The 22,439-nt window shown below is 70.8% G+C and carries 24 protein-coding genes and 1 riboswitch; of the genes, 14 read left to right on the forward strand and 10 right to left on the reverse strand.

Features of this window, described 5'->3' with window-relative positions:
• Nucleotides 1-155: 155 nt before the first annotated feature.
• Genes IEY63_RS19275 through IEY63_RS19285 form a run of 3 tightly spaced genes read left to right on the forward strand, consistent with a single transcriptional unit; the run spans nucleotide 156 to nucleotide 1,922 of the window.
• Complete coding sequence (locus IEY63_RS19275) at nucleotides 156-1,430, forward strand: recombinase family protein (RefSeq protein ID WP_189070628.1); 1,275 nt, start codon at nucleotides 156-158, stop codon at nucleotides 1,428-1,430.
• Complete coding sequence (locus IEY63_RS19280) at nucleotides 1,431-1,580, forward strand: hypothetical protein (protein ID WP_189070629.1); 150 nt, start codon at nucleotides 1,431-1,433, stop codon at nucleotides 1,578-1,580.
• 60 nt (nucleotides 1,581-1,640) lie between these two features.
• On the forward strand, nucleotides 1,641-1,922 hold the full coding sequence (locus IEY63_RS19285; RefSeq protein WP_189070630.1) for a PDZ domain-containing protein: 282 nt from the start codon (nucleotides 1,641-1,643) through the stop codon (nucleotides 1,920-1,922).
• Nucleotides 1,923-1,955: 33 nt separating this feature from the next.
• Here the strand turns inward: IEY63_RS19285 and IEY63_RS19290 are convergent, their stop codons facing one another.
• Nucleotides 1,956-2,447 (reverse strand): DUF4262 domain-containing protein, encoded by a 492-nt coding sequence (locus tag IEY63_RS19290; protein ID WP_189070631.1) that lies wholly within the window; start codon nucleotides 2,445-2,447, stop codon nucleotides 1,956-1,958.
• 297 nt (nucleotides 2,448-2,744) lie between these two features.
• Here IEY63_RS19290 and IEY63_RS19295 point away from each other — a divergent pair, with 297 nt between their 5' ends.
• The 3 genes from IEY63_RS19295 to IEY63_RS19305 all read left to right on the forward strand — a co-directional run bounded on the left by IEY63_RS19295 (nucleotide 2,745) and on the right by IEY63_RS19305 (nucleotide 5,724).
• Nucleotides 2,745-4,661: a heavy metal translocating P-type ATPase gene (locus IEY63_RS19295; RefSeq protein WP_189070632.1), complete on the forward strand. Its 1,917-nt coding sequence runs from the start codon at nucleotides 2,745-2,747 to the stop codon at nucleotides 4,659-4,661.
• Between the two features lie 125 nt (nucleotides 4,662-4,786).
• Entirely contained in the window at nucleotides 4,787-5,263 is a 477-nt protein-coding gene (locus IEY63_RS19300) for a heme-binding domain-containing protein (protein ID WP_189070633.1), read from the forward strand.
• 134 nt (nucleotides 5,264-5,397) lie between these two features.
• On the forward strand, nucleotides 5,398-5,724 hold the full coding sequence (locus IEY63_RS19305) for a hypothetical protein (protein ID WP_189070634.1): 327 nt from the start codon (nucleotides 5,398-5,400) through the stop codon (nucleotides 5,722-5,724).
• A gap of 65 nt (nucleotides 5,725-5,789) precedes the next feature.
• On the opposite strand, the gene IEY63_RS19310 is transcribed toward IEY63_RS19305, so the two are convergent.
• The 4 genes from IEY63_RS19310 to rpmH all read right to left on the reverse strand — a co-directional run bounded on the left by IEY63_RS19310 (nucleotide 5,790) and on the right by rpmH (nucleotide 8,323).
• Entirely contained in the window at nucleotides 5,790-7,382 is a 1,593-nt protein-coding gene (locus IEY63_RS19310; protein WP_189070635.1) for a YidC/Oxa1 family membrane protein insertase, read from the reverse strand.
• The gene (yidD, locus tag IEY63_RS19315) at nucleotides 7,379-7,612 is read right to left on the reverse strand and encodes a membrane protein insertion efficiency factor YidD (protein ID WP_229784818.1); all 234 of its coding nucleotides are present in this window, start codon (nucleotides 7,610-7,612) and stop codon (nucleotides 7,379-7,381) included. Before yidD ends, IEY63_RS19310 begins: the two co-directional genes overlap by 4 nt.
• Before the next feature lie 17 nt (nucleotides 7,613-7,629).
• Entirely contained in the window at nucleotides 7,630-8,106 is a 477-nt protein-coding gene (gene rnpA, locus IEY63_RS19320; RefSeq protein ID WP_189070637.1) for a ribonuclease P protein component, read from the reverse strand.
• Nucleotides 8,107-8,179: 73 nt separating this feature from the next.
• The gene (gene rpmH, locus IEY63_RS19325) at nucleotides 8,180-8,323 is read right to left on the reverse strand and encodes a 50S ribosomal protein L34 (protein WP_046844501.1); all 144 of its coding nucleotides are present in this window, start codon (nucleotides 8,321-8,323) and stop codon (nucleotides 8,180-8,182) included.
• Between the two features lie 169 nt (nucleotides 8,324-8,492).
• Between rpmH and IEY63_RS22565 the strand changes: the two genes are divergently transcribed.
• Nucleotides 8,493-9,014, forward strand: coding sequence for a ComEA family DNA-binding protein (locus IEY63_RS22565; protein WP_308425239.1), 522 nt, complete (start codon nucleotides 8,493-8,495; stop codon nucleotides 9,012-9,014).
• A gap of 47 nt (nucleotides 9,015-9,061) precedes the next feature.
• The gene (locus IEY63_RS19335) at nucleotides 9,062-11,200 is read left to right on the forward strand and encodes a DNA internalization-related competence protein ComEC/Rec2 (RefSeq protein WP_189070638.1); all 2,139 of its coding nucleotides are present in this window, start codon (nucleotides 9,062-9,064) and stop codon (nucleotides 11,198-11,200) included.
• A gap of 57 nt (nucleotides 11,201-11,257) precedes the next feature.
• On the opposite strand, the gene IEY63_RS19340 is transcribed toward IEY63_RS19335, so the two are convergent.
• From IEY63_RS19340 to IEY63_RS19355, 4 genes are all read right to left on the reverse strand, one after another.
• A complete protein-coding gene (locus tag IEY63_RS19340) occupies nucleotides 11,258-12,874 on the reverse strand; it encodes an MDR family MFS transporter (protein ID WP_189070639.1) in 1,617 nt (538 codons plus the stop codon).
• Nucleotides 12,871-13,356, reverse strand: a complete 486-nt coding sequence (locus IEY63_RS19345) for a MarR family winged helix-turn-helix transcriptional regulator (protein ID WP_189070640.1) — start codon at nucleotides 13,354-13,356, stop codon at nucleotides 12,871-12,873. The genes IEY63_RS19340 and IEY63_RS19345 overlap by 4 nt, the downstream gene beginning before the upstream one ends.
• A 108-nt stretch (nucleotides 13,357-13,464) precedes the next feature.
• Complete coding sequence (locus IEY63_RS19350; RefSeq protein WP_189070641.1) at nucleotides 13,465-13,920, reverse strand: NUDIX domain-containing protein; 456 nt, start codon at nucleotides 13,918-13,920, stop codon at nucleotides 13,465-13,467.
• Nucleotides 13,917-14,363: an NUDIX domain-containing protein gene (locus tag IEY63_RS19355; RefSeq protein WP_189070642.1), complete on the reverse strand. Its 447-nt coding sequence runs from the start codon at nucleotides 14,361-14,363 to the stop codon at nucleotides 13,917-13,919. Before IEY63_RS19355 ends, IEY63_RS19350 begins: the two co-directional genes overlap by 4 nt.
• Before the next feature lie 86 nt (nucleotides 14,364-14,449).
• Nucleotides 14,450-14,547: riboswitch (TPP riboswitch) on the forward strand.
• A 51-nt stretch (nucleotides 14,548-14,598) separates the two neighbouring features.
• Here IEY63_RS19355 and IEY63_RS19360 point away from each other — a divergent pair.
• The 5 genes from IEY63_RS19360 (at nucleotide 14,599) to IEY63_RS19380 (ending at nucleotide 20,254) form a co-directional block, all read left to right on the forward strand.
• Entirely contained in the window at nucleotides 14,599-15,633 is a 1,035-nt protein-coding gene (locus IEY63_RS19360) for a thiamine ABC transporter substrate-binding protein (protein ID WP_189070643.1), read from the forward strand.
• Nucleotides 15,634-15,915: 282 nt separating this feature from the next.
• On the forward strand, nucleotides 15,916-17,463 hold the full coding sequence (locus IEY63_RS19365) for an ABC transporter permease (protein WP_189070644.1): 1,548 nt from the start codon (nucleotides 15,916-15,918) through the stop codon (nucleotides 17,461-17,463).
• A gap of 13 nt (nucleotides 17,464-17,476) precedes the next feature.
• On the forward strand, nucleotides 17,477-18,454 hold the full coding sequence (locus IEY63_RS19370; protein WP_229784814.1) for an ABC transporter ATP-binding protein: 978 nt from the start codon (nucleotides 17,477-17,479) through the stop codon (nucleotides 18,452-18,454).
• A 68-nt stretch (nucleotides 18,455-18,522) separates the two neighbouring features.
• Complete coding sequence (locus tag IEY63_RS19375; RefSeq protein WP_189070646.1) at nucleotides 18,523-19,560, forward strand: hypothetical protein; 1,038 nt, start codon at nucleotides 18,523-18,525, stop codon at nucleotides 19,558-19,560.
• Nucleotides 19,561-19,591: 31 nt separating this feature from the next.
• Nucleotides 19,592-20,254 (forward strand): thiamine diphosphokinase, encoded by a 663-nt coding sequence (locus IEY63_RS19380; protein ID WP_229784815.1) that lies wholly within the window; start codon nucleotides 19,592-19,594, stop codon nucleotides 20,252-20,254.
• Nucleotides 20,255-20,302: 48 nt separating this feature from the next.
• Here IEY63_RS19380 and IEY63_RS19385 read toward each other — a convergent pair whose 3' ends face one another.
• Nucleotides 20,303-21,676, reverse strand: a complete 1,374-nt coding sequence (locus IEY63_RS19385; protein ID WP_189070647.1) for an alpha/beta hydrolase — start codon at nucleotides 21,674-21,676, stop codon at nucleotides 20,303-20,305.
• A gap of 162 nt (nucleotides 21,677-21,838) precedes the next feature.
• Between IEY63_RS19385 and IEY63_RS19390 the strand changes: the two genes are divergently transcribed.
• A complete protein-coding gene (locus tag IEY63_RS19390; RefSeq protein WP_229784816.1) occupies nucleotides 21,839-22,423 on the forward strand; it encodes a hypothetical protein in 585 nt (194 codons plus the stop codon).
• Nucleotides 22,424-22,439 lie beyond the last annotated feature (16 nt).

The following is a 22,439-nucleotide window of genomic DNA, read 5'->3' on the forward strand; positions in this document are numbered from 1 at the left end:
GGTCTACACTCACCTCATCGGCGAACGCTCGTAACGCCGCTTGAAGTCAAAACTGGAGCACTACCGGTTAATCAGGTAGTCAGCGCTCACCACACCTACAGCACCTCCGGGTTTCATCCCCCGGTGGTGCTTTTTATGATGGCCCAGAGATCACCGTGACTCCCTCCCCCACCGCCCGCGCGTACCTCCGCGTCTCCTCCGCCGCTCAGGTGGAGAAGTACAGTCTCGCCTTCCAGCGGGACAAGGCTCTGGCCTGGGCCGCGTACCAGGATCTCGGGCCGGTTCAGTTCTACGAGGAACGCGGCATCTCCGGGAGGCTCGACGACCGCCCGCAGCTGACCGCGCTGCTCAGCGAGATCCAGCCAGGGGACACCGTGATCGTGTACAGCCTCAGCCGCCTCGGGCGTGGCGGCGCAGTGCAGATGCTCAGCATCGTGGGCCGCATCAAAGACGCCGGCGCGCGCCTGGTCTCCCTCACCGAGAACATCGACACGGAGACCCCCGCTGGGCGCCTGATGCTCACCATCCTCGCGGCGCTGGCGGAACTGGAAGTCGAAACCACCCGGGAGCGCACCGCTGCCGGGCGCATCCAGGCGGCCAGCCAGGGCATCTACCCGCAGAACGCGCAGAGCCTCCCCTTCGGGTACACGCGCAGCCCAGACGGGCGGATCGTCGAGAGTGACCGCGCGGACGACCTGCGCCTGGTGTTCCAGCTCGCCCAGGGCGGCCGGGCGTTCCTGTCCATCGCGTCGGAGCTGAACGCCCAGGGCGTCCCCACGCCGGGCCGCAGCACGGAGTGGACGGCGAACACCGTCATGAAGATCATCAAGACGCCCACGTACGCGACCGGCGTCTACCCCTACCGGCGCCGCGCCCTCCCGGACGAACCTGCCGCGTGGATTGACATGCCCGCCCCGGCCCTCATCACGCAGGACGAGTGGGAGGGGGCGCAGCGGGCCCGCACCATGAACCACCCCTACCGCCGCCCGGACCTGTACCCACTCACCGGGCACCTCGAGTGCGGGTGCGGCACGCCCCTCGTGGGCAGCACGAACCGCCCCGCGCAGGGCAAGCCTGGGAAGGCGTACCGGTACTACCTGTGCCGCGCCCGGATACGCGGGGCGCCCACCTGCCCCGCTGCGGGCGTTTCGAACAAAGCCTACGACGCAGACCAAGTGGAACCTCAGGCGCGTGAAGTGCTGGTCCGTACGCTCCGCAGTCCGGCCGCCCTGACCCTTCTCCTTCAGCAGAGTGCGCCCTCCCCGGACCCGCACGCTGATGAGCGCACGCGCCTCACGGAACGCCGCGCCGCCCTGATTGACCTGCACCTTGACGGGCTGATTGACCGGGCGGAGTTCGTGCGCCGCCGCCAAGAACTGGACGGCCGCATCGACGCCCTCACCCCGGCCATCCCGATCAGCGTCCCCTAAGTGCCCGCCATGCACGCGTACGCGGACGCTGCCGAGACCCTCACCGGAGACGAGTACCTCCGCCTTCTGACGCTTCTGCAGGTGCGCTGGCAGGTCACACCAGAGGGCGTAAACGTCGTGCAGCTCAATGTCCCGCAGACTTGGGACTGAGGTGATGTGTTTGGGGACGAGATCAACCACCGGGGTCACTTGCGGCTGCTGAGGCGACACATGCCGGCGCAGCAGGGGCTGGGCATGACCAGAGCGCAGCTGGAGCCCATGAGGGACGGGCTGGGCGTGCGCTCCCGTCAGGCGTTTGAGGGCAGTCCGGCGCATCAGGCGGGGATGCAGGCCGGGGACGAAATTATCGCCGTGGACGAGATGAACGTGCAGAACGCGCTGTTCCACGAATTGCGCCTGAGCGCCGCACCTGGCGTGAGCAGCACGTTCCGGGTCCAGCGGGCGGACGGAACGCACGACCTGACCATCACGCGGGTGGCGCGGCCCGGCTGACCGGTCAACGAGCCTGTGCCGCTGGAAGTGCGGTCAGTGGGCAGTGGACTGCTGGACTGAACCGAGGGTTGGCTGCTGTTCTCGCAGGGCGTCTGAGGCGCCAGGCTGCCAGGGAAAACGGCCCTGGTGGTCTGACCACACGCACTGGAGCACCGGGAACTCCTCGTTGCCGTACAGCCGCAGGGCGTAACCCAGGTAGTCGCGGTATGAGGCGGGCGGGACCGGAATGAACTGGCACAGGTGGCCGGCAAGCAGGTCGGGGGTGGTGTACCCGGCGCTGTAGCGCTGCTGACGGTCGTGGATGGCCTGACTGGCTGCGGAGAGACCGGCTTGCATGGCGGCGGTGGGCTGGCCTATCAGGATGAGTTCCGGGTGCTGGCAGTTGGCCCATAGGCCGACGGTGAACGCGAAGCCTGGGCCTTCTGCGTCTTCGGGGATGGTGAGGACACTCCATCCGCGCTGCTTGATGTGGTGAAGCACGCTGGAGTCGAAGTCGGTCTCTGGCGCTGACAGGGATGAGGTCATGGGTCTGGTCTCCCGCGCGTGGCGTGACTCGGTGAATGGCCTCAGTGTACGGAGGGACTCTGAGGGCTTTGCCCCAGTTCGGGTGAAGGGAGTCGGTGGAGCGTTCTGAGGATGATTCCTGGCGGCGGGATGGATTTGGAGGGATTCAGCCTGCTGGCGAGCTGGTGGGGGCTGGATTGCCGAGCATTCCGGTGGGTGTTCTGCGTTGAGTTTGGGGATTGGGGAGAGTAAAATTCGCTTATTGAGAATTATTCCTATTAAGGAAATCTGTCCTCTCCCCCACGCCGGAGGCCCCACGTGACCACCCAGACCCTCACCCCAGCGCGCGACGCACCCGCCCCGCGCGTCACTGTCTCCCCCGCCGTCCGCCGCGCCGTCACCCTGACTGCCCTGACCCTGCTGGGTCTGCTGGCCGGACTGGTCGGGCAGTACCTCCTTCACCTGCCGGCCCTCGAGTGGACCGGGTACGTCACAGCGTTCCTGGCGGGCGGCATTCCCGCTGGCCGCGAGGCGCTGCACAGCCTCTTCCGGGAACGCAAGCTGGACGTGGACCTGTTGATGGTCCTGGCCGCGCTGGGCGCCGCGAGCATCGGGCAGGCGGCAGACGGCGCGATCCTGCTGTTCCTGTTTTCCCTCAGCAACACCCTGCAGGACTGGGCGATGGGCCGCACGTCCAGCGCCATCCAGGCCCTGATGGACCTGAATCCGGAGGGCGCCACCGTCCGCCGGAACGGCGTGGAGAACTGGTGTGAACTGGGCGAGATCCGGATCGGGGACCTGCTCGTCGTGCGCCCCGGCGAACGCATTGCCGCCGACGCCCGCGTCGTGAAGGGTCAGACCAGCGTGGACGAGAGTCCGATCACGGGCGAGAGCGTCCCGGTGGACAAGGCGCGGGGCGCGGAGCTGGCCTCCGGCACCGTGAACCTGAACGGCAGCGTGGAGGCCGAGGTGCTGCGACCCGCCGGGGAAAGCACCCTGGCGCGGCTGGTGGGCCTGATGGAACAGGCGCAGACGCAGAAGAGCCGCACCGAGAGCCTCACGGAACGCTGGGAGAGCCCCTACGCGATGATCGTGCTGGCGCTGGTCCCGGCCGTGTACGCCCTGCTGCGGTACGGGTTCGGCCTCAGCGTGGACGATTCCTGGTACCGCGCGATGACGTTCATGGTGGTCGCCAGCCCCTGCGCGGTCGTGATCAGCACGCCCGCCGTGATGCTCTCCGCGATGGCCGCCGCCGCGCGGGCGGGGGTGCTGTTCAAGAGCAGCGCCGCGCTGGACACCCTGGCCGGCGTGCAGACCGTCGCGTTCGACAAGACCGGAACACTGACCCAGGCGCGCATGACCCTCACGGCTGTGCACGCCCACGACGACACGCAGGCGCTGGCGCTGGCCGCCGGACTGGAAGCCCACAGCGAGCACCCCATCGCACAGGCCATCGTCACCGCCGCCCGCGAGCGTGGCGTGGCGCCCCTGACCGTGACGGACGCGCAGGCGATCCCCGGGCACGGCATTGAGGCCCGCCTGACGGACGGGCAGGTCGCCTGGGCCGGGAACATCCGCCTGGCCAGGCGGCAGGGCGCGACCCTGGACGCCGGGCAGCAGGCGGCCCTGAGTGATCTGGGTGACCGCGGCAGCAGCAGCGTCATCGTGGGCGTCGGGCCGCGCGTGACCGGCGTGATGGGCGTCGCGGACGCGCTGCGCCCCGACATCCGCGGCGCGCTGGACGCCCTGAAGGCCAGTGGCGTCGCGCACCGGGTGATGCTTACCGGGGACCGCGAGGAGGTGGCCCGCAGCGTCGCCGGGGAGGTCGGCCTGCAGGAATTCCGCGCGGGCCTGCTTCCCGAGGACAAGCTGAGGCTGATCGGCGAGCTGCCCGGCCCGGTCGCCATGGTCGGCGACGGCGTGAACGACGCGCCCGCCTTGGCCCGCGCGGATCTGGGCGTGGCGGTTGCGTCCGGCACGGACGTCGCCATCGAGAGTGCCGACGTGGTCCTCATGCAGAACGACCTGGGCAAACTGGCGGGCGCGGTACGGCTGGCCCGCGCCGCCCGGCGCACCGTGATCACGAACCTCGCCTTCGCGTTCGGGGTGATCCTGATTGTCGCGCCGCTCGCAGTGGCGGGCAGGGTGCCGCTCCCGCTGGGCGTTCTGGCGCACGAGGGCGGCACGGTCTTCGTGGTGTTCATGGGCCTGCGCCTGCTGCGCCACCGGATGTAGGCCGCGCGGGGGAAGGGGCGCTGCACGACCCGCCCTGCCCGCATCACAACATTCCCGCAAGCGGAGCACATCCCGGCGCGGCCCGTGACGCCCAGGCTGAGCTTCAGAGTTCACCGGAGGACCCCATGAGACTGAATCCCGCCCGCCGTTCCCTCCTGCCCCGCCTGCTGCTGGGCCTGGTGGCGCTGTTCGTGCTGATCCAGCTCGTGCCGTACGGCCGGGCGCACGCCAATCCCACCGTGCAGGCGCAGCCGAAGTGGGATAGCCCTCAGACGGAGGCGCTGTTCACTCGCGCCTGCGCGGACTGCCACAGTCACGCGACCGTGTGGCCCTGGTACAGCAACGTGGCGCCCGTGTCGTGGTTGGTGCAGCGGCACGTGGATGAGGGCCGCAGCAAGTTCAACGTGAACGTCCCCGGGTACGGCCGCGAGGCGGACGAGGCGGCCAAGACGGTCCGCAACGGCAGCATGCCTGAACCCACCTACCTGCCCATGCACCCGGCGGCGCGCCTGACCGTCCAGGAGAAACAGCAGCTGGCCGGTGGTCTGGCCGCCACCTTCGGCCGTGAAGGCGCAGACGCCGGGGGGGACGAGGACCGCTGAGCCCGGCCCTCCGGGGCGCGACGTAAGGAGACGTGAACGCGGCCCCTACCTGCGCCCCACCCGCGCGGGCCTAGGCTGGGCGGCGACGCACTTCAGTTCAGCCGCTCCGCCCGGACGGAGCAGGAGGCCACACCATGGGAGAAGGCAGACCGAACGGCGAGGCGCACGCGAACGTCTCACAGGACACCATCAATGACCAGGGGCAGTGGAATACCGGCACGCCCAAGAATCCGGGGGACGCCACCACGCAGGGCATCTACCCGGACGCCAGTGACGAGAACGCAGGCGACGGCTCAGAGACCTCGCAGGCGCAGCAGGTGAGCAGCACCACCGACCCGCGTTCCGACGCGCAGGGCGGCACGGACGTGAACCCCACGTCCTTCGGGAGCATGCAGGGCGGCCTGCCGGCCAGCGGCGCCACGACCGACCCGGAGCAGAAGGCTGACACCGACAAGGCCTGAGAACTGCCAAAAGAGGCGCCCACCCGGGTATCTGGGTGGGCGCCTCTTTTCAGGCTGCGCGCGGTTTACTTCTTGGGCGCATCAATGGTCTTGCTGGCCTTCGTGGCCGGGCGGGCCGGGGCCTTCTCGACCTTCTGGCCGATCGTGGCGGTCTCCTTCTCGACCTGCTTGTTGATCAGGATCTGCTGCCCAATGCCGATCAGGGTGGACAGAATGATGTAGATCGTCACGCCGGCCGGGAAGGTCAGGGCGAAGTACAGGAAGATCAGATAGATGAACGCCTGCTGCCGGAACATGTCGGGGTTCTTGCGGGTCATCACGTACAGCTGCCCGATGTTCACGATCAAGTACACCACAGCGAGCAGGTAGAACGGATCAGGAATCGCGAGGTCCGGGAGCCACAGGAAGCCGCTGTCGAACTCGAAGTTGCGGATCGTGGACCACAGCGCGATCAGCACGGGGAACGGAATGAAGGTGGAGAAGCACCCGGCCGGGTTGAAGTTGTAATCCCGGTACAGCTGCTGCATTTCCGCCTGCATAGCCCGCTGCGAGTCCATGTCCTTGCGGTCTTTGTACTTCTCCTGGATTTCCTTGATCTTGGGCTGCATGACCTGCATGCGGGCGGTGGTGCGGCCCTGCGCCTGCATCAGGGGCCACATGATGGCGCGCAGCAGGATGGTCAGGACGACCAGCACCAGGCCCCAGTTCCCGATGAACTTGTACAGCTGTTCCATCAGCTTCACGATCAGCAGGCTGATCTGACCGAAGGGGTTCGGTTTGAACAGGCCCGGCAGGTCGGTGTAGCCGCTCTGGTACAGGTGGATCAGTTCGTTTTTGCCGCCGTACACTTCCAGGTTGCTGCTGGCGGGCACGGAGGCCGTGATCAGGCCCTGGCTGCCGCCGGTCAGGGTGGCGTTCACCTGCGTGCCGCTCTGGGGCCGGATGATCAGCGCGTGCGCGATCTGGCTGGGGTTTTCCTGAAGCGCGGCGTACTGAACGTTCTCCACGGTCAGGGTGCCGCTGCCCTGAACGGCGGCCGGCTGGGCGCCGCCCGTCGCGTAGGCCTGCACGCGGGGGTTGTCCGCCTTGCCGAGTCCCGGGAACAGGAGGTTCACGCGTTCGGGCCCGCCCGTGACTTCGGTCTTCAGGTCCACCTTGAAGTTCCGGGGGTGCAGCGTGACGGTTTTCGTGACGGTCACGCCGCCCTGCGTGTAGCGGAACACGGCGTCCTGGCGGTTGGCTTTCAGGTCGGTGCTCAGGCCCGTGGGGGCGCTGGTCTCTGCGGCCTGGGCGGGGTCGAGCCCGGCGGCCTTGTCCTCCACGGCCAGGGCTTTGCGGCCCGCAACCATGTTCACGATGCCCTTCTGGTTGGTCAGGGCGCTGAAGTCGTAGGTGCCGTCGCCCTTCTTCTTGATGTAAGGCGTGCCGGCGTAGCCCTTGACGTACCAGCCGATGATCTCACCGCGGGCGTTGAAGACCACGTCCTGAAGGTTGCTGGTGGCGATGTACTCGTCGCCGGGCTGACCGTCGAAGTCCGTGGTGATCCATTCGGGCGTGATGGCCTTGCCGAAGGTGGGCAGCGGGCCGGTCTGACCGCAGCCGCTGAGCAGCAGCATGCCGCCCAGGGCGGCGAGGGGAAGCAGGTGTCGTGTCTTCATGGGTTCTGGGGGTGCCTCTTGGGAAAGTGCTCGGGGACCGGGTCAAAGCCGCCGGGCACCAGGGGATTGCAGCGCAGGACGCGCCACGTGGCCAGCCAGCCGCCTTTCACGGCGCCGTGCCGCTCGATGGCCTGCGCGGCGTACTCCGAGCAGGTCGGGGTGAAGCGGCAGGTGGGCGCGGGCTTGCGGGGCGAGAGGTGCTGCTGGTAGGAGCGGACGGCCCGGACCATCAGCTTGCGGGGCGCGCTCACGCGGTCCCTCCGTGGGGGTCGGGCTCCGGTGAGTCTAGCGCGGGCTGCGGGGACACTGGGGGCACGGGGGCAGGTACGCGCCCCGCCCGGCCCTGGTTCCCGCCGCCCCGGCCGGGCTTCCCGCCGCGCGAGGGCGCACGCCGCAGGGCGCGCTCCAGGGCGGCCTGCAGGTCCGCGAACGGAGCGGTCAGCACGGCGGGGTTGGGCAGCAGAATGGCCCGGCAGGCGGGAAGGCCTCCGGGCAGGGTGCGCAGCGCCTCGCGGACGCGGCGGCGGGCGCGGTTGCGGTCCACGGCCCGCTTCAGGGTCTTCTTGCTGACCACAACGCCGATGATCGCGCGTGGCCGCCACGCTTCCCCATGACGGGGGCGGTACTCGGTGACACGCAGGGTGAACAGGGGGTCGCGCACGGCCTGACCGTGGGCGCGGACCTTGCGGAATTCGCGGTCGCCCCGTAATGAATCCAGCGCCACCGGACGGCGGGGCCGATCCTGGGTGGCGCTGGGCAGGTCTGACTGTGCGATGAGGGCCGCTCCGTGGGGGAGCTTACTCGTCGGCGACGGTGAGCTGGTGGCGGCCCTTGGCGCGACGACGCGCGAGGATGTTGCGGCCGGACTTGGTCTTCATGCGGGCGCGGAAGCCGTGGGTCTTGGCGCGCTTGCGGTTGTTGGGCTGGTAGGTACGCTTCATGGTGCTCTCCTCTTCTCTCGCGGAGCCGCCGGTTCCTGGCCGGGCGCGCAGCGTCACGCGGGAACGCCTCCCTCGGGAGGCAAACTCCGGGAGTGTAGCACGGGACGCGCTCAACAGGCAAAGGGCACCTGCGGCAGCGCGTCCACACCCGACCTCCTAAGCTGACCGCATGCCCAGCACCGACGCGGTGGACCACCGCCCACCGGCTCCCACCATCCCGACGGCCGCAGCGCCCGGCCGTCACTCACCGGCCAGGCCCGCGGCCCCCCGCCCAGTCCGGCAGGCGCTGGTCACGCCGTGGAACACCTGGACGCCTCTGCTGGGCGGCGCGGTCCTGATCACCGCCACCTTCACACTGATTCCGGCGCTGTGGCCCCAGCCGCGCGTGCCAGTCGTCACGCGGGCCGCGCTGCCCACCGTGACCCCAGCTGCGCCGGCCACCAGTCAGGGGCCAGCCCGGCAGGAGCCGCCAACGTATCCCACCACGGCCAGCATCCATCCGCTGATCTCAGGGCGGGTCAATCTGAATACCGCCACGCCCGAGCAGCTTGAAGCGCTGCCGAAGGTCGGGCCGGCCCTAGCCGCGCGGATCGTGGCGGGTCGGCCGTACCGATCGGTCGCGGATCTGGACCGCGTGAAGGGCGTCGGGCCAGCGGCGCTGAAGGCGCTGGAACCGCTGGTGTCGTTCTGAACGCGCACCGGCCCCGCGCGGGCAGTCTGCCCTGGCCGGTCCCGGCGGTGGCGGGCGTGATCGGCGGCATCCTGCTGGCGCTGGGGCAGCCGTGGGGCGTGGCGGCGCTGCTAGCCGGCGCGGGGCTGGTGCTGTGGCACGCCCGCCCGGTCCTGCTGGCGCTGGTCGTGCTGGGCGGCGCGGCAGGCTGGGCCTCCGCGCACGCGGTGCTGACCCGCCCGAACACCCTGACGCCGTGGTTCGGGGCGCAGGTGACGGTGCAGGGCGAGTGGGACGGGCAGTTCCTGACCCTGCGTGATCCGCCCGCGCGCGTGACGCTGGCGCCGAAGCCCACCCAGGGCCCGGGGCGGCTGCGGGTGTCGGGCCGGCTGCTGGCCCCGGAGGGCCGCCGCACGCCAGGGGGGTTCGATCAGGCCGCGTGGTTCCGCGCGCAGGGGGGCCTGCTGAGCGTCACGCCGGGCGGCGCGCTGGTAGGCGCGCGGGTGCGGGAGTTCCAGCCACAGGGCGGGCTGCGCGGCTGGTTCCGCCGGGGCCTGACGACCGGCCTGACCGAGCGGCAGGGCGCGCTGATGCAGGCCATCGAACTGGGGGACCGGGGCGACATCAGCCGCGAGCAGTTCAGCGAGGGTGAGGCGGTGCGCGACGCGTTCGCGCGGGCGGGACTGGCGCACCTGATGGCGCTGTCCGGGCAGAACGTGGCGCTCCTGACCGGCGCGCTGATCCTGCTCCTGACGCGGCTGGGCGCGGCCCCCGCGTGGCGATTCGGGCTGCCGGTGCTGCTGCTCGGGCCGTACCTGCTGCTCGTGCAGTCCTCGGCCAGTATCACGCGGGCGGTCCTGATGGGCGGCGCGGTGCTGCTGGCCCTGGCGCTGGGGCGCGGGCGGCCCGACCCGCCCGGCGTGATCGCGCTGGCGGCGCTGGCATGCCTGCTGCTGTTCCCTCTGTGGCTGACGGACGTGGGCTTTCAGCTGTCGTTCCTGGCGGTGGTGGCCCTGACGCAGTCCGAGCGGGTGGCGGGCCTCCTGCCGGGGCGCTGGCCGCGCTGGCTGCGGCTGGGCCTCGCCGCAACCCTGCTCGCCGAGGCCGGGACGCTACCCGTCATCGCGGGAACGTTCGGGCAGGTGCCGCTCGTGGGTCTGCCCGCCAACCTGCTGGCGGAGGGGATCATGGCCGCGCTGGTCCCGCTGGGCTTCCTGGCGGGACTGCTGGGCCCGCTGGCGCTGCCGCTGAACGTGGTCAATGGCGTGCTGGCCGACGCGCTGCTGCTGGTGGCGCGCACCTTCGGGCACGCCCCGGTCCTGAGCTGGGGGCAGGTGGGTGTAGGCGGCCTCCTGGCGTACGCGGCGGCGCTGCTGGCGGGGTGGCTGTGGCTGCTGGGCCGCGTCCGCGCGCCCGCCGCGCTGGGCACGTGGCTGGCCTGCCTCCTGCTGACCACCCTGCCGGGACGACTGCACCCCGCGCGCGAGGTGGTCTTTCTGGATGTCGGGCAGGGGGACAGCACCCTGATCCGCCTGCCCCACCTGACGGTCCTCGTGGACGCGGGCGGCTCGGTGGGCAGTGACTACGACGTGGGCGCGCACACGGTCGTGCCCACCCTGCGGGCCCTGGGCGTGCGGAAGCTGGACGTGCTGGTCGCCACCCACGCGGACACCGACCACATCGAGGGCGCCGCGAGCGTCCTGCGGCAGATGCCGGTCGGGGAGGTCTGGATCGGTCAGCGCAAGACGGACGATCCGGTGCTGACGGCCGTGCTGCTGGCTGCGCAGGAACGCCATGTGCCGGTGCGCGAGGTCCGCCGGGGTGATCAGGTCAGCTCGGACGGCGCGACCCTGACCGTCCTGTGGCCCGCCGGGACCGCCTGGTCCACCGAGGACAACGACAACAGCGTCGCCCTGCGCCTGGAGTCGCGCGGGTGGCGGGCCGCGTTCCTGGGCGACCTGCCCGACCCGGCCGAGGGCACACTGGCCGTGGGAGCGCTGAATCTCCTGAAGGCCGCGCACCACGGCAGCCGTCACAGCAGCTCGGCGGCGTTCCTCGCGCAGGTCGCGCCGCCCGACACGGTGGTCAGCGTGGGGAGGAACACCTACGGGCACCCTCACCCGGACGTGCTGGCCCGGCTGGCGCAGGTTCACTCGCGGGCGTGGCGCACCGATCAGCTGGGCACGATCCGCTGGCCTGTACCCTGAAAAAGCGCGGGGCACGAAGAGGCCTTCTCCTCCGCGCCCTGCGCCTGACCGGCTGGATCAGTCGGTGGCGCTGACCTCGATCTTCTCGGCCCGCGGGGCGAGTCCGGCGCGGCCCTTCAGGGGGCGTTCGGGCAGGGCGATGGTCGCCAGGAACGCGAGGCCCACGAGCACGGCGGACACCAGGAACACCTGATCAATCGCGCCGGCCATGACGCCGCGCAGGGCGTCCAGAATGGGCTGGAGCAGGTTCGCGTCGCCCAGTTTGCCCAGGCCCGCGCCGAGCTGGGCGGTGGCCTGCGGGCTGGTCAGGAGGTTCGGGTTGGCGATGGCGTCCTGCACGGGGGCGGGCAGCGTGCGGGCCTGTTCGGGCAGCTGCGCGGCGAGGTTGGCATTCAGGTGGGCGTTCACGAGCGCGCCGAACAGGCTGACGGCCAGGGTGCCGCCGATCTGCCGGAAGAACTGGTTGCCGCTGGTGGCGCTGCCGAGCTGCTCGCGCGGCGCGGCGTTCTGCACGGCCAGGGTCAGCTGGCTGTTCACGGGGCCCAGGCCCAGGCCCAGCAGGACCATGATGCCCACGGCGATCAGGATGGGCGTGGCGGTGCCCAGCGTGGTGGCCAGCAGCAGCGCGCCGGTGGCGACCAGACCGCCGATCAGGATGAGGTTCTTGTAGCGGCCGGTGCGGCTGACGACCTGCCCGCTGAGGGTGCTGGTCAGGATCATGCCGAACATCAGGGGCGCGAGGGCCAGACCGCTGCCGCTGGCGCTGCTGCCGCGCACACCCTGCATGTACAGCGGGAGGTACAGGATCGCGGCGTACATGCCCGCGCTCGTCAGGAAGCCCGCGATGGACGCAATGGCGATGCCGCGGTCTTTCAGGAGGCGCAGATCGAGGATGGGGCGTTCCTGCCGGGCGCTGTGCCACGCGTACGCGCCGAACGTGAGGACGGTGGCAGCCAGCAGGCCCAGAATGATGGCGCTGCCCCAGGCGTACGTGCCGCCGCCCCACGAGAGGGCCAGGGTCAGGGTGGTGACGGACGCGCCCAGCAGCAGCGCGCCCAGCGCGTCGAAGTGACCGCGGGCGCCGGGGGCGGGCAGGCGAAAGTAGCGCCAGATGAAGTAAGCGGCGAGCAGCGCGAAGGGCAGGTTCACGAAGAACACGCTGCGCCAGCCCAGGTGATCGGTCAGGAAGCCCCCGACCAGCGGCCCCACGACGGAGCTGACGCCCCACACAGCGCCGGTGTAGCCCTGGTAGCGGCCGCGTTCGATGGGTGTGAACAGGTCAGCGATGGCGGTGAAGCTCATGGCCATCAGGGTGCCGCCGCCGATGCCCTGCACCGCGCGCAGCACGATCAGCTGTTCCATGTTCTGCACGAAACCCAGCAGGACGCTGCCCAGCGTGAACACGGCAATGCCGAGCAGGATCAGTGGTCGGCGGCCGTACCGGTCACTGATGGTGCCCACGATGGGCAGGGTGATGGTGGTGGCCAGGGAATACGCGGTGAACGCCCAGGCGTACAGGTGGAAGCCGCCTAGGTCGCTGATGACGCGGGGCATGGCGCTGCCGACGACGGTGAGGTTGAGGCTGGACAGGAACAGCACGGTCAGGATGCCGACGAACGCGAGGAGCTTCTCGCGCGGCGCGACCGGGCTGGTGGTGGGTGCGGGGGTGGTCATGCGGGGTCTCCGGGAGTGGGGCAGGGGGCGTGCAGGGCGGTGTCCAGGGCGGCCAGCGCGGCGAGAGCGGCTTGAACACGCTCGGGGGGCAGGTGGCCAAAATGCGCGTGGACGATGTCCTGCGCGACCGCGCGGGTGCGGGCGCGGGTGGCCTGGCCGTCCTGGGTGAGTTCCAGGCGTTGCAGTCGCAGGTCGCTGGGGTCGGTGACGCGGCGCACCAGGCCCGCCTGCACGAGCTTGGTGACCATGCGGGTCACGGTGGGTGCGGGGAGGTTCTGCGCGTGCGCGACCGCGCCGGGCGTGTCGGCGCCGTCCATGACGCTGGCCAGCACGAGCAGTTCCTTGGTGTTCAGGCCCAGCGCGGTTTCAAGCGGGTCGTCGAGAACGTGGTGAACACGCCGGGAGAGCCGCAGGATCATCCGGACGAGGCCGTACAGATCATCCGTGACTGGGGGGGGATTGAGGGCAGGACTTCCATTCATTTCAAATGGAAGTATTTCAAATGGAACCAAGTTCTGCCAGTTGCCAAGTGTTCATCCAGCGGGAACACCACACCTCACAATTCCGGCCCCGCCCGATAACCCGTTCCCCTACTCTAGCGGCACAGGCCGCAACGCCACCCAGCCGTCCAGCATCTCCGAAAGCCGCACCCCCGCGCACAGGTGAGCGTCCAGCACGCCCGGCAGCCACGGCAGGGCGTCCCCCGGCAGGTCCACAGGGTCGAACCACCCGACCTCCGAGGTCTTCTCAAGTGGCCTGGCCTCACCCGACCACCCACGCGCCAGGAAGAACACATCCAGTCCCGCCGCGCCCTCCAGGTCATACCGGCAGGCCCCCAGGCAGGACAGCAGCACCGGATTCACGCTCAGGCCCACCTCCTCCGCCGCCTCGCGGGCCGCCGCCTGCGCCAGCGTCTCCCCCGCCTCCACGTGCCCGCCCGGCAGGCCCCACAGCCCATCCGCGTACGACGACCCAGAGCGGCGGCCCAGCAGCACCCGACCCGCGTCGTCCTGCACGATCAGCCACGCCACCAGATGAAACGTCACGCGATCACCCGCGCCTCACGCACGTCGCGCAGCTGCTCGGTCAGGCGCGCCCCACGCCGCAGGTGCGCGTCCAGCAGCGGCGCGATCCACGGCAAGGCGCCCGGTGGCAGCGCGTCGGGGGCAAACCAAGCGACCTCGGAGGTCTTGTGGAGCGGCTGCGGCTCGCCCTCCCAGGCGAGCGCGCGAAACAGGAAGTCCGTGCCCTGCGCGCCGTCCACCTCATAACGGCGCACGCCCAGCAGGGACAGCGTGGCCGGGTCGAGGATCAGACCAACCTCCTCCCGGACCTCGCGCGCGGCCGCCTCCGGCAGGCCCTCGCCGCGCTCCACGCCGCCGCCCGGCAGGCCCCACAGGCCATGCCCGTACGCCGAGCCGTCCCGGCGCCCCAGCAGCACCCGGCCCCCCTCATCCTGCACGACCACCCACACGAGCAGATTCCGCATGGCCCAGGTTGGCACGCGCCGCGCGCCGCAACCGCAACCGGTGACGAAGGACACTCCCCGCGCGGCGGCCTGCGCTATCCTGACGGGTGCGTCACCGGGGGTGCCTGCCAAAGGGCGGGCTGAGACTTACCCCAGGAACCTGATCCGGGTCATTCCGGCGGAGGGAGCGTGACCGGCCGCCCACACCCGTGGCGTAGGCCCACCGCTTCCCCTCGTGACGCGAGGGGACTTTCTTATGCGTGGAACACTGACTGTACTTGCCGCACTCGCCGTCGCCAGCGCCGCCAGCGCCCAGACGACCCTGACCGTCATCACGCATGACTCGTTCGACGTGGACAAGAAACTGCTCACCGCGTTCGAGACGCAGAACAGGGCGAAGGTGCGTTTCATCAAGGGCGGCGACGCCGGGGAACTCCTGAACCGCCTGATCCTCACCCGCCGCGCCCCCATCGCCGACGTGGTGTACGGCCTCGACAACAGCCTGTTACCCCGCGCCCGGCAGGCTGGCATTCTCCAGCCGTACAAGAGCCCCCTTCTCTCCCGCGTGCCCGCCGCATACCGCCTGGGCGACGACGGCCTGCTGAACACCGTCGATTACGGCTTCGTAGCGCTGAACTACGACCGCGCGTGGTTCGAGAAGAACGGCGTGGCGCTCCCCAAAAGCCTCGACGACCTGAAGTCCCCCGCCTACGCGAAGCTGACGGTCGTGCAGAGCCCCGCCACGAGCAGCCCCGGCCTCGCGTTCCTCCTCGCCACCGTCAACCACTACGGCGAGGCAGGCGCGTGGCAGTGGTGGCGCGCCGCCCGGCAGGGCGGCATGAAAGTCACGCGCGGCTGGAGCGACGCGTACTACAAGGACTTCACCCGCAACGGCGGCAAGTACCCCATCGTCCTGTCCTACGCCAGCAGCCCCGCCGCCGAAGTCTTCTATGCCGACGGCTTCAACCCCGCCAAACTCCCCGCCCAGCCCCCCACCGCCAACCTCTTCCTGCCCGGCAGCACCTACACCCAGCTCGAAGGCGTGGGCATCCTGAAAGGCACCAAGCAGGCCGCCCTCGCCAGGAAGTTCGTGGACTTCATGCTGAGCGCACCCGTCCAGACCGACATCCCCACCCGCATGTGGATCTACCCCGCCGTGAAAGGCACTCCCATGAACCCCGTGTTCACCTTCGCGCAGGAACCCCAGGCCTCCTCCGTGAAAGCCGACATTGCCGCCAATCCCCAGCGCCTCGTGGACGCCTGGGTCACGCAGGTCCTCAGAGCCCGGTAAGGACGCGGCAACACCAAACCCCTCTGCTCAAGCTGAGAAAGTAGAACCTGCCGACATGCACCAAGACAGCCTGCCCCTCTACCGTCCTGGCCCACGAGCCGTCGTGCGCGCAGCGCGCGGGCCTTCGGCGGGCGCGACGGATGGCGTCGAGGCCGGAACCGTCACTGCCCTGCGCCAGCCCGCCGCGTCAGTCAAATCTCTTGCCGAGCGCAGCGACTGCCCCCCCGTCCCCCCTGGGGATGGGGGCTGGGGGGTGGGGCAGCCCACCGCAGGCACCCCCCTATGAACCTGCCCAAGCTGACAGGTTGGCTCCTCGCCCTCCCAGGCCTGATCTTCGTGACGTTGTGTCTTGTCCTGCCCCTGGCCAGAACGCTGCGGGAAGGTGGCGTGACCCTGGACGTGTGGCGTGACCCGTACTTCCAGGGTCGCCTCGCATGGACCTTGACGCAGGCGGCCGTGACGGCGGGCGTGGCGGCGCTGATCGGGGTGCCGCTGTCGTTCCTGCTGTCGCGGTTCGAGGTGCGGGGGAAGGCGTTGTTCCTGCGGCTGCTGCTGTTGCCGTTCGTGACGCCGACGCTGGTGGCGGTGCTGGGCCTGAGTGCGCTGCTGGGGCCGCAGGGGTGGGTGACGCGCCTGACGGGTGTGGACCTGAGTGACACGCCGGCGCTGCTGGTGCTGGGGAATCTGTTTTTCAACGTGCCGGTGCTGGTGCGCCTGAGTTACGCGGGGTTCGCGCGGGTGCCGGGGAACGTGGTGGGCGCGGCGCGGTCGCTGGGGGCGCCCTGGTGGCGGGCGGCGCTGGGTGTGGCGCTGCCGCTGGCGCTGCCGGGGGTACTGGCGGGGGTGGTGCTGGTGTTCCTGTACTCGGCGTTGAGTTTCGGGTTGCCGCTGGCGCTGGGTGGCGAGCGGTTCGCGACGCTGGAGGTGGAGATCTACACGCTGACGGCACTGCAACTGCGCCTGTCGGAGGCGAGTGCGTTGATCGTGGGCCAGCTGGGGTTCACGCTGCTGGCGACCTGGGCGTACGTGGCGCTATCACGCGGTGGGGTGGGCGTACCGTCAGGTGGCCTGCCGCGCGCGCGGGGTGGGGCGAGGGCGGCGCTGCTGGGGCTGGGGGGTGTGGTGGCGCTCGTGTGTTTCGCGCCGCTGGTGGCGGTGGCGCTGCGGGGCGTGCTGGGCACGTCGGGGTTCACACTGGGGTACTGGCAGGGCGTGCTGGCAGACCCGGACACACCGCTGCTCCTGTGGAACACCGTGCGCTTCGGGCTGATGGCCCTGGCCGGCGCCACCCTGCTGGGCGGCCTGTACGCGCTGGGCGCGTGGCGGGCCGGGTCGCGGGCGCTGGATCTGGTCTCGCTGCTGCCGCTGATGGTCTCCCCCGTCAGCCTCGCGGTGGGGTACCTGCTGGCGTACCCGGTGCTGGCCGCGACGCTGCCCATGCTGATCGCGGCGTACACGCTGCTGGCGTGGCCGCTGGTGGTGCGTTCGCTGCTGCCCGCGCTGCGGGCCATTCCACCCCGGCTGTTTGAGGCGGCCCGCTCGCTGGGTGCCTCGCGCAGCGCGGCGTTCCGGTCCGTCACGGTGCCGCTGGCCTTCCCAGCGCTGCGGGGGGGCGGGGCGCTGGCACTGGCAACCGTGCTGGGCGAGTTCGGTGCGACGCTGGTCCTCACGCGGCCCGAATGGGCGACCCTCAGCACCGGCCTGTATGAACGGCTGGGCCGCCCCGGTGAACGCAACCTTGGCGAGGCCTGCGCGCTGGCCACTGCGCTGCTCGTCCTCGCCACGCTGGCCTTCACCCTGCTGGACGGCGGCGAGGGCGAGGTCACGTGAGATGCTGACCCGCGTGACCGACCTTCCCCCTGCCCTGTCCCTCGCTGGTATCCGGAAGTCGTTTGGTCGGGTGGCGGCGGTGCGGGGTGTGTCGCTGGATGTGGCGGCGGGTGAGACGGTGGCGCTGCTGGGCCCGAGTGGGTGTGGGAAGAGCACGGTGCTGCGGGTGGTGGCGGGCCTGGAGCAGCCGGATGCGGGATCGGTGGCGGTGGCGGGGCGGGACGTGACGAGCCTGCCGCCGGAGGCGCGTGGGGTGGGGCTGGTGTTTCAGGATTACGCGCTGTTCCCGCATCTGAGCGTGCTGGGGAACGTGGCGTACGGGCCGCGTGTGCGGGGCGCGGGGCGCGCGGCAGCGGCGGCGCGGGCCCGTGAGGCGCTGGCGCTGGTGGATCTGCCGGAACTGGAGGCGCGGCGGGTCGCGCAGCTGTCGGGGGGGCAGGCGCAGCGGGTGGCGCTGGCGCGGGCGCTGGCGACGGGCGCGGGGCTGCTGCTGCTGGACGAGCCGATGTCGAACCTGGACGAGCGGCTGCGGGCCGAGTTGCGTGCGGGGCTGCGGTCGCTGTTCGCGCAGGTGGGCGCGGGCGTGCTGCTGGTGACGCATGATCAGCGGGAGGCGCGGGCGCTGGCCGGGCGTGTGGCAGTCATGCGCGCGGGCGAACTGGTGCAGGTGGGGGCGACTGAGGAGGTGTTCGCGCGGCCCGCGACGGCGTGGGTGGCGGCGTTCCTGGGCGAGTCGAATCTGCTGCCGGACGAGCCGAGCTGGGTGCGTTTCGTGCCCGAGGAGGCGCTGCGGCCCGGCGTGGGGGAATGGTGGCCGGTGACGGCGCGGCAGCCGGTGGAGGGCGGCGTGCAGGTGACGGTCGCCCACGAGTGGGGGCCGCTGTCACTGACCCTGAGTGCGCGTGAAGCAGCGGCTCTGGATGGTGACCGCCTGCGCCTGAGTGTGGAGGAGTCGGGGGTGCGGCGCCTGCCGGACGACCGCTCACTCTAGTGTGGCTTTTCGCACAGTTCATTTATGCTGACGGGGCGGTCCTAGGTGACCGCGTGGAGGCGAGAAACATGGTCAAGGAATGGGGAACGCGCCGTGGGGCGCGGCTGGGCCTCACGCTGCTGGGTGCGCTGACGGTGGGTGTGGGCAGCGCGGCGACGTATACAGGGCCGCAGGCGGCGGTGTACATCGGGGACCGCTGGTGCAGCGGCGGGTACTGCTCGGGCAGCGTGTACGCCGCGTTTGACGAGGCGCTGTCCCGCGCCCTGAGTGGCAGTGGCTACGTACGTCCCCTGCGCCAGCCTGAGGGCGCGAGCCTGGACCTGCGGGGCGGCATCACGGATGTCAGCACCGGTGGGGGGCTGTGCCTGCCCTTCGTGGGCTGCGTGCGGGGCACCACGGTGCGCGCCAGCCTGGAGCTGCTGGACCGGCAGACCGGTGAGGTCCGCTGGCAGGACTCGTGCGAGGGCAGCAGTTCGGGCTTCAGCACCTGGACGTGGTGGACGGGCAGCGTGTACCTCGATTCCGATGAGGGGAAGGCCGCGGCGGACTGCGCGGCGAAGATGGCGCAGAAGCTGACGGGCAACGCGGTGCTCAAGCCGTACCTGACGCTCGCGCCGGGCGCGGCCCTGAATGCGCCCGCAACTCCGGCCGCTCCGGCACCGGCGGCCAGTGCCAGTCCGGCGCCTGCGGCGACCTTGCTTGTGCAGCAGTTGGGGGGCGCGCTGCGCGGGCTGACGTTCGCGGATCTGAACGCCCTGTTCACGGGGGACCTGCTGAATCCCGTGAAGCTCAAGGCACTGAATGCAGCGGCCACAGCGGCGACCCTGAAGGCCGTGGCCGCCCTGAAGTTCGAGGTCTCGGCGCCCGAGAACGCCGGGGCGTATCAGCTGGTGGGCGTCACGTACACCCTCCCGGACGGGCAGGAGCGCTTCACGCAGCTGGCGGTCACGTCGGACCCGGCGCTCAATCCGCGTGGCGGGACGCGACTGCTGTACCTGTCGCCGCTCAATCCCCTGCGGGGGAGCGGCCCGCTGGACGGGGTCAGCCGGAACGTGGAGACCCTGCTGAATGACGTGCTGGGCAGCCTGAACCTGCCGGGCCTGTAGCCCCGCACGGGGGCCCTACACTGGGGAGGTTTTGAGACGACTGGACGGCAGGGCGGGGCAGGGGGGCGTGGCGTGGGTGCTGGTGGGCGGCCGACTGGCAGCCTCGCCGCTGCTGGACGCCCTGCCCCGGCCGGACGTGGTGGTCGCGGCGGACGGCGGGGCGCGGCACGCGGCGCTCGTGAATGTACGGGTGGACGTGTGGGTGGGGGATTTCGACTCGTCGGCGGGTGTGCAGGTGGACGCGCCGCGCGAGGTGCACCCGGCGGCGAAGGATGAGACGGACGCGGAACTGGCGGTCCGCGTGGCACGTGAGCGGGGTGCGGCGGAGCTGGTGCTGCTGGGCGCGTTCGGCGGGCGTTTTGACCACACGCTGGCGCTGGCGCTGCTGGCCCTGCGCCTGACCGAGCGGGAGGGCCTGCGCGTGACCCTGACGAGCGGGGACGAGTGGGGCTGGCCGCTGACGCCCGCCTCTCCCCTGTCCCTGGGCGTGCCGACGGGCGCGACGCTGAGCGTGCTGGCCGTGTCGGACCTGCTCGGCCTGAGCCTGGGCGGGGTGCGCTGGCCGCTGACCGACGCAGCTATCCCGCTGGGAAGCGGCTGGACCGTCAGCAACGAGGCGCCGGGGGGGCCGGTCACGGCCTCGCTGCGCGGCGGGCACGCCCTCCTCACGGTCCTGCCCGTCCTCCCGGACTGACGGAAGGGGGAGCGCCGCCCGGGCCTCCCCCTTCCCCCTGGCTTCAGCTCAGTTCGCGGGGCAGGCGTCCACGCCGGTGCGGGTGCCGCGCGTGAACGCGCAGCCGTAGTTCGGGTCGGCGAGCACGGCGGGGGTGGTCACGTCATCCCCGGCGGGTTTCGCGCCGCCCGCTTCCCACTTCACGAGGTCGGTGAAGCCCTCGACGAGTTCAGCGGCGGTGAATTCGCAGTGCCCGGCGGCGCGGATGGCGCGCTGCACGAGGCGGTCGCCGTTCCCGGCGGCGTTCACGGCGGCGCGGTACAGCTGCTCGTGCTTGAAGGGCACGTAGAAGTCCCCGGTGGTGTGCATGGTCAGGACGGGCACGCTGATCTCGCCGTTCACGCGGGGCAGGTCGCGCACGCGGTCACTGCGGGCCGGGTTGGGGTTCTGATCCGGCGTGACGCGCAGGATGCCCGCGTTGAAGGCGGCCTCGGCGGCGGTGGGGGCCGATCCGCTCGTCCAGCGGTAGCTGGTGGTCGCGTTGCCGTAGATGTTGCGCGGCAGGATGCCCGTGATGGTGCCGTCCGCGCCGCCGGTGCCGAGCACGGCCTTCTGCCAGTACCCGAGGCGGAAGCCGAGCTCGAACACGGGGCGGGGCCCGCCGGTGAGGTTGCGGGCAATCTCGCGCAGTTTCGCGCCCTGCGTGGCGTTCTCCTGCCAGACGGGGTCGGTGGTGCTGGTGAACAGGGCGGCCAGGATGTCAGGCAGCAGTTTGGCGTAGGTGTCCGTGCCCTGCGGGAACGTCTTGGGGCCCAGTCCGGCGAGCTGCGCGGCGGCCAGGGTGTAATCGCCCAGCCACTGGAATTCGTATTCCTCGTCCATGACGCCGCAGACGGGCATCGAGGCGGCGTAGGCCACCTTGTTCTTCGCGGTCTGCGCGGTTTCCTTCTCGACGGCGGCGCCGGCCACGTGGCCGCCCATGCTGACGCCCATGATCAGGGTCTTGGTGGGTCTGGCCCTGCTGGTCAGGGTCGGGAAGGCGTTGGCCAGGGCGTTGGTGTCCTCCACGCCGGCCTGCACGTCGTAGTAGTTGGCGCTGTAGGAGCTGGCCGCCCAGGCGTACCCGAGGCTCAGCCAGTAGGCGCGCAGGGCGGGGGCCTGCACGATCAGGTTCGGGCCGTCCCCGGCGTACCCGTGGGCGTACATGATCAGCTGGCCGTTCCAGTTGCCGGGCACCTCGATGGCGTACGCGGCGTCGCCGTGAATGCCGGGCATGACGCCCTGGTAGATGCTCGCGCCGGTCAGGGCGGTGAAGGTGGGCGTGACCGCCTTGAAGGTGCGGGTGTCGTGCACGCGGGTGGTGGTGGGCACGGGAACGGACGCCGGGGCGCAGGCGGACAGGGCGAGGGCAGCAAGCAGACTGGCGGACACGGAACGCTTCATGGTTCTCCTGGGGCGCGGGCGCGCGGGGCTGGGCTGTGATGAGCTGCCCTGACTATAGACCCGGGAACCCCGGAGGGGGCAGCCGCGTACAGAGCTGACATGAGATCAAGTGGCAGAGGGTGGGGGTGCGGGTGCCTGGGCTGTGGTGGGGGTACGCTGCTGGTGCTGGCGCTCCTGGGCGGTCTGGCGTGGTTCTTCGTGATTCAGCCTGCGCGGGCGTTCCTGGCGAACTGGCAGTCACCGCCCGCGCAGACGCAGTCGCAGGGTGGGGGGACGGGGGCGCCGCCCGCCCTGACCGGGAATGTCAACGCGGCCCTGACGCGCGCGGACGTGCAGAAGTTCGTGCGGGTGCGCCGGGACGTGCGTCAGGCAATGGGCTCGTCCTTCACGGGCGTGCAGCAAGTGTGGACGGACATCCAGAACGGGCAGAACCCGAACCTGTTCCAGATGATGACCGTGCTGCGCGAGGTGGGCGGCAGTGTGGGCGCCGCCCGGCAGGCGCAGGCGGCCGCCCTGAGCCGCGAGAACATGAGCGCCGAGCGCTACGCGGCGGTGCGTTCAGGCGTGAACCGCGCGCTGGGCGTGCCCAGCATTGACTTCTCGCAGGCGGCGCAGACCCTGCAAAATGGCCAGCTGCCGGACCTGAACCGTGACGTGCAGACCGGCACGGCGCAGGAACGCGCGCTCGTGCAGCCCTTCCAGCGGGAACTGACGGACACGGTCGCGCTGGGCCTGCTGGGCCTGTAAAGCTCGCGGCGTGTGG

The sequence above is a fragment of the Deinococcus radiotolerans genome (assembly GCF_014647435.1).
Classification (GTDB): domain Bacteria; phylum Deinococcota; class Deinococci; order Deinococcales; family Deinococcaceae; genus Deinococcus; species Deinococcus radiotolerans.

Coding starts and splice junctions, on each gene's coding strand:
- IEY63_RS19385 (WP_189070647.1), bottom strand. CDS start 21,676: ATGAAGCGTTCCGTGTCCGCCAGTCTGCTTGCTGCCCTCGCCCTGTCC.
- IEY63_RS19360 (WP_189070643.1), top strand. CDS start 14,599: ATGCGTGGAACACTGACTGTACTTGCCGCACTCGCCGTCGCCAGCGCC.
- IEY63_RS19310 (WP_189070635.1), bottom strand. CDS start 7,382: ATGAAGACACGACACCTGCTTCCCCTCGCCGCCCTGGGCGGCATGCTG.
- IEY63_RS19375 (WP_189070646.1), top strand. CDS start 18,523: ATGGTCAAGGAATGGGGAACGCGCCGTGGGGCGCGGCTGGGCCTCACG.
- IEY63_RS22565 (WP_308425239.1), top strand. CDS start 8,493: ATGCCCAGCACCGACGCGGTGGACCACCGCCCACCGGCTCCCACCATC.
- IEY63_RS19285 (WP_189070630.1), top strand. CDS start 1,641: ATGCCGGCGCAGCAGGGGCTGGGCATGACCAGAGCGCAGCTGGAGCCC.
- IEY63_RS19365 (WP_189070644.1), top strand. CDS start 15,916: ATGAACCTGCCCAAGCTGACAGGTTGGCTCCTCGCCCTCCCAGGCCTG.
- IEY63_RS19300 (WP_189070633.1), top strand. CDS start 4,787: ATGAGACTGAATCCCGCCCGCCGTTCCCTCCTGCCCCGCCTGCTGCTG.
- IEY63_RS19345 (WP_189070640.1), bottom strand. CDS start 13,356: ATGAATGGAAGTCCTGCCCTCAATCCCCCCCCAGTCACGGATGATCTG.
- IEY63_RS19290 (WP_189070631.1), bottom strand. CDS start 2,447: ATGACCTCATCCCTGTCAGCGCCAGAGACCGACTTCGACTCCAGCGTG.
- rpmH (WP_046844501.1), bottom strand. CDS start 8,323: ATGAAGCGTACCTACCAGCCCAACAACCGCAAGCGCGCCAAGACCCAC.
- IEY63_RS19305 (WP_189070634.1), top strand. CDS start 5,398: ATGGGAGAAGGCAGACCGAACGGCGAGGCGCACGCGAACGTCTCACAG.
- IEY63_RS19355 (WP_189070642.1), bottom strand. CDS start 14,363: ATGCGGAATCTGCTCGTGTGGGTGGTCGTGCAGGATGAGGGGGGCCGG.
- IEY63_RS19340 (WP_189070639.1), bottom strand. CDS start 12,874: ATGACCACCCCCGCACCCACCACCAGCCCGGTCGCGCCGCGCGAGAAG.
- yidD (WP_229784818.1), bottom strand. CDS start 7,612: ATGGTCCGGGCCGTCCGCTCCTACCAGCAGCACCTCTCGCCCCGCAAG.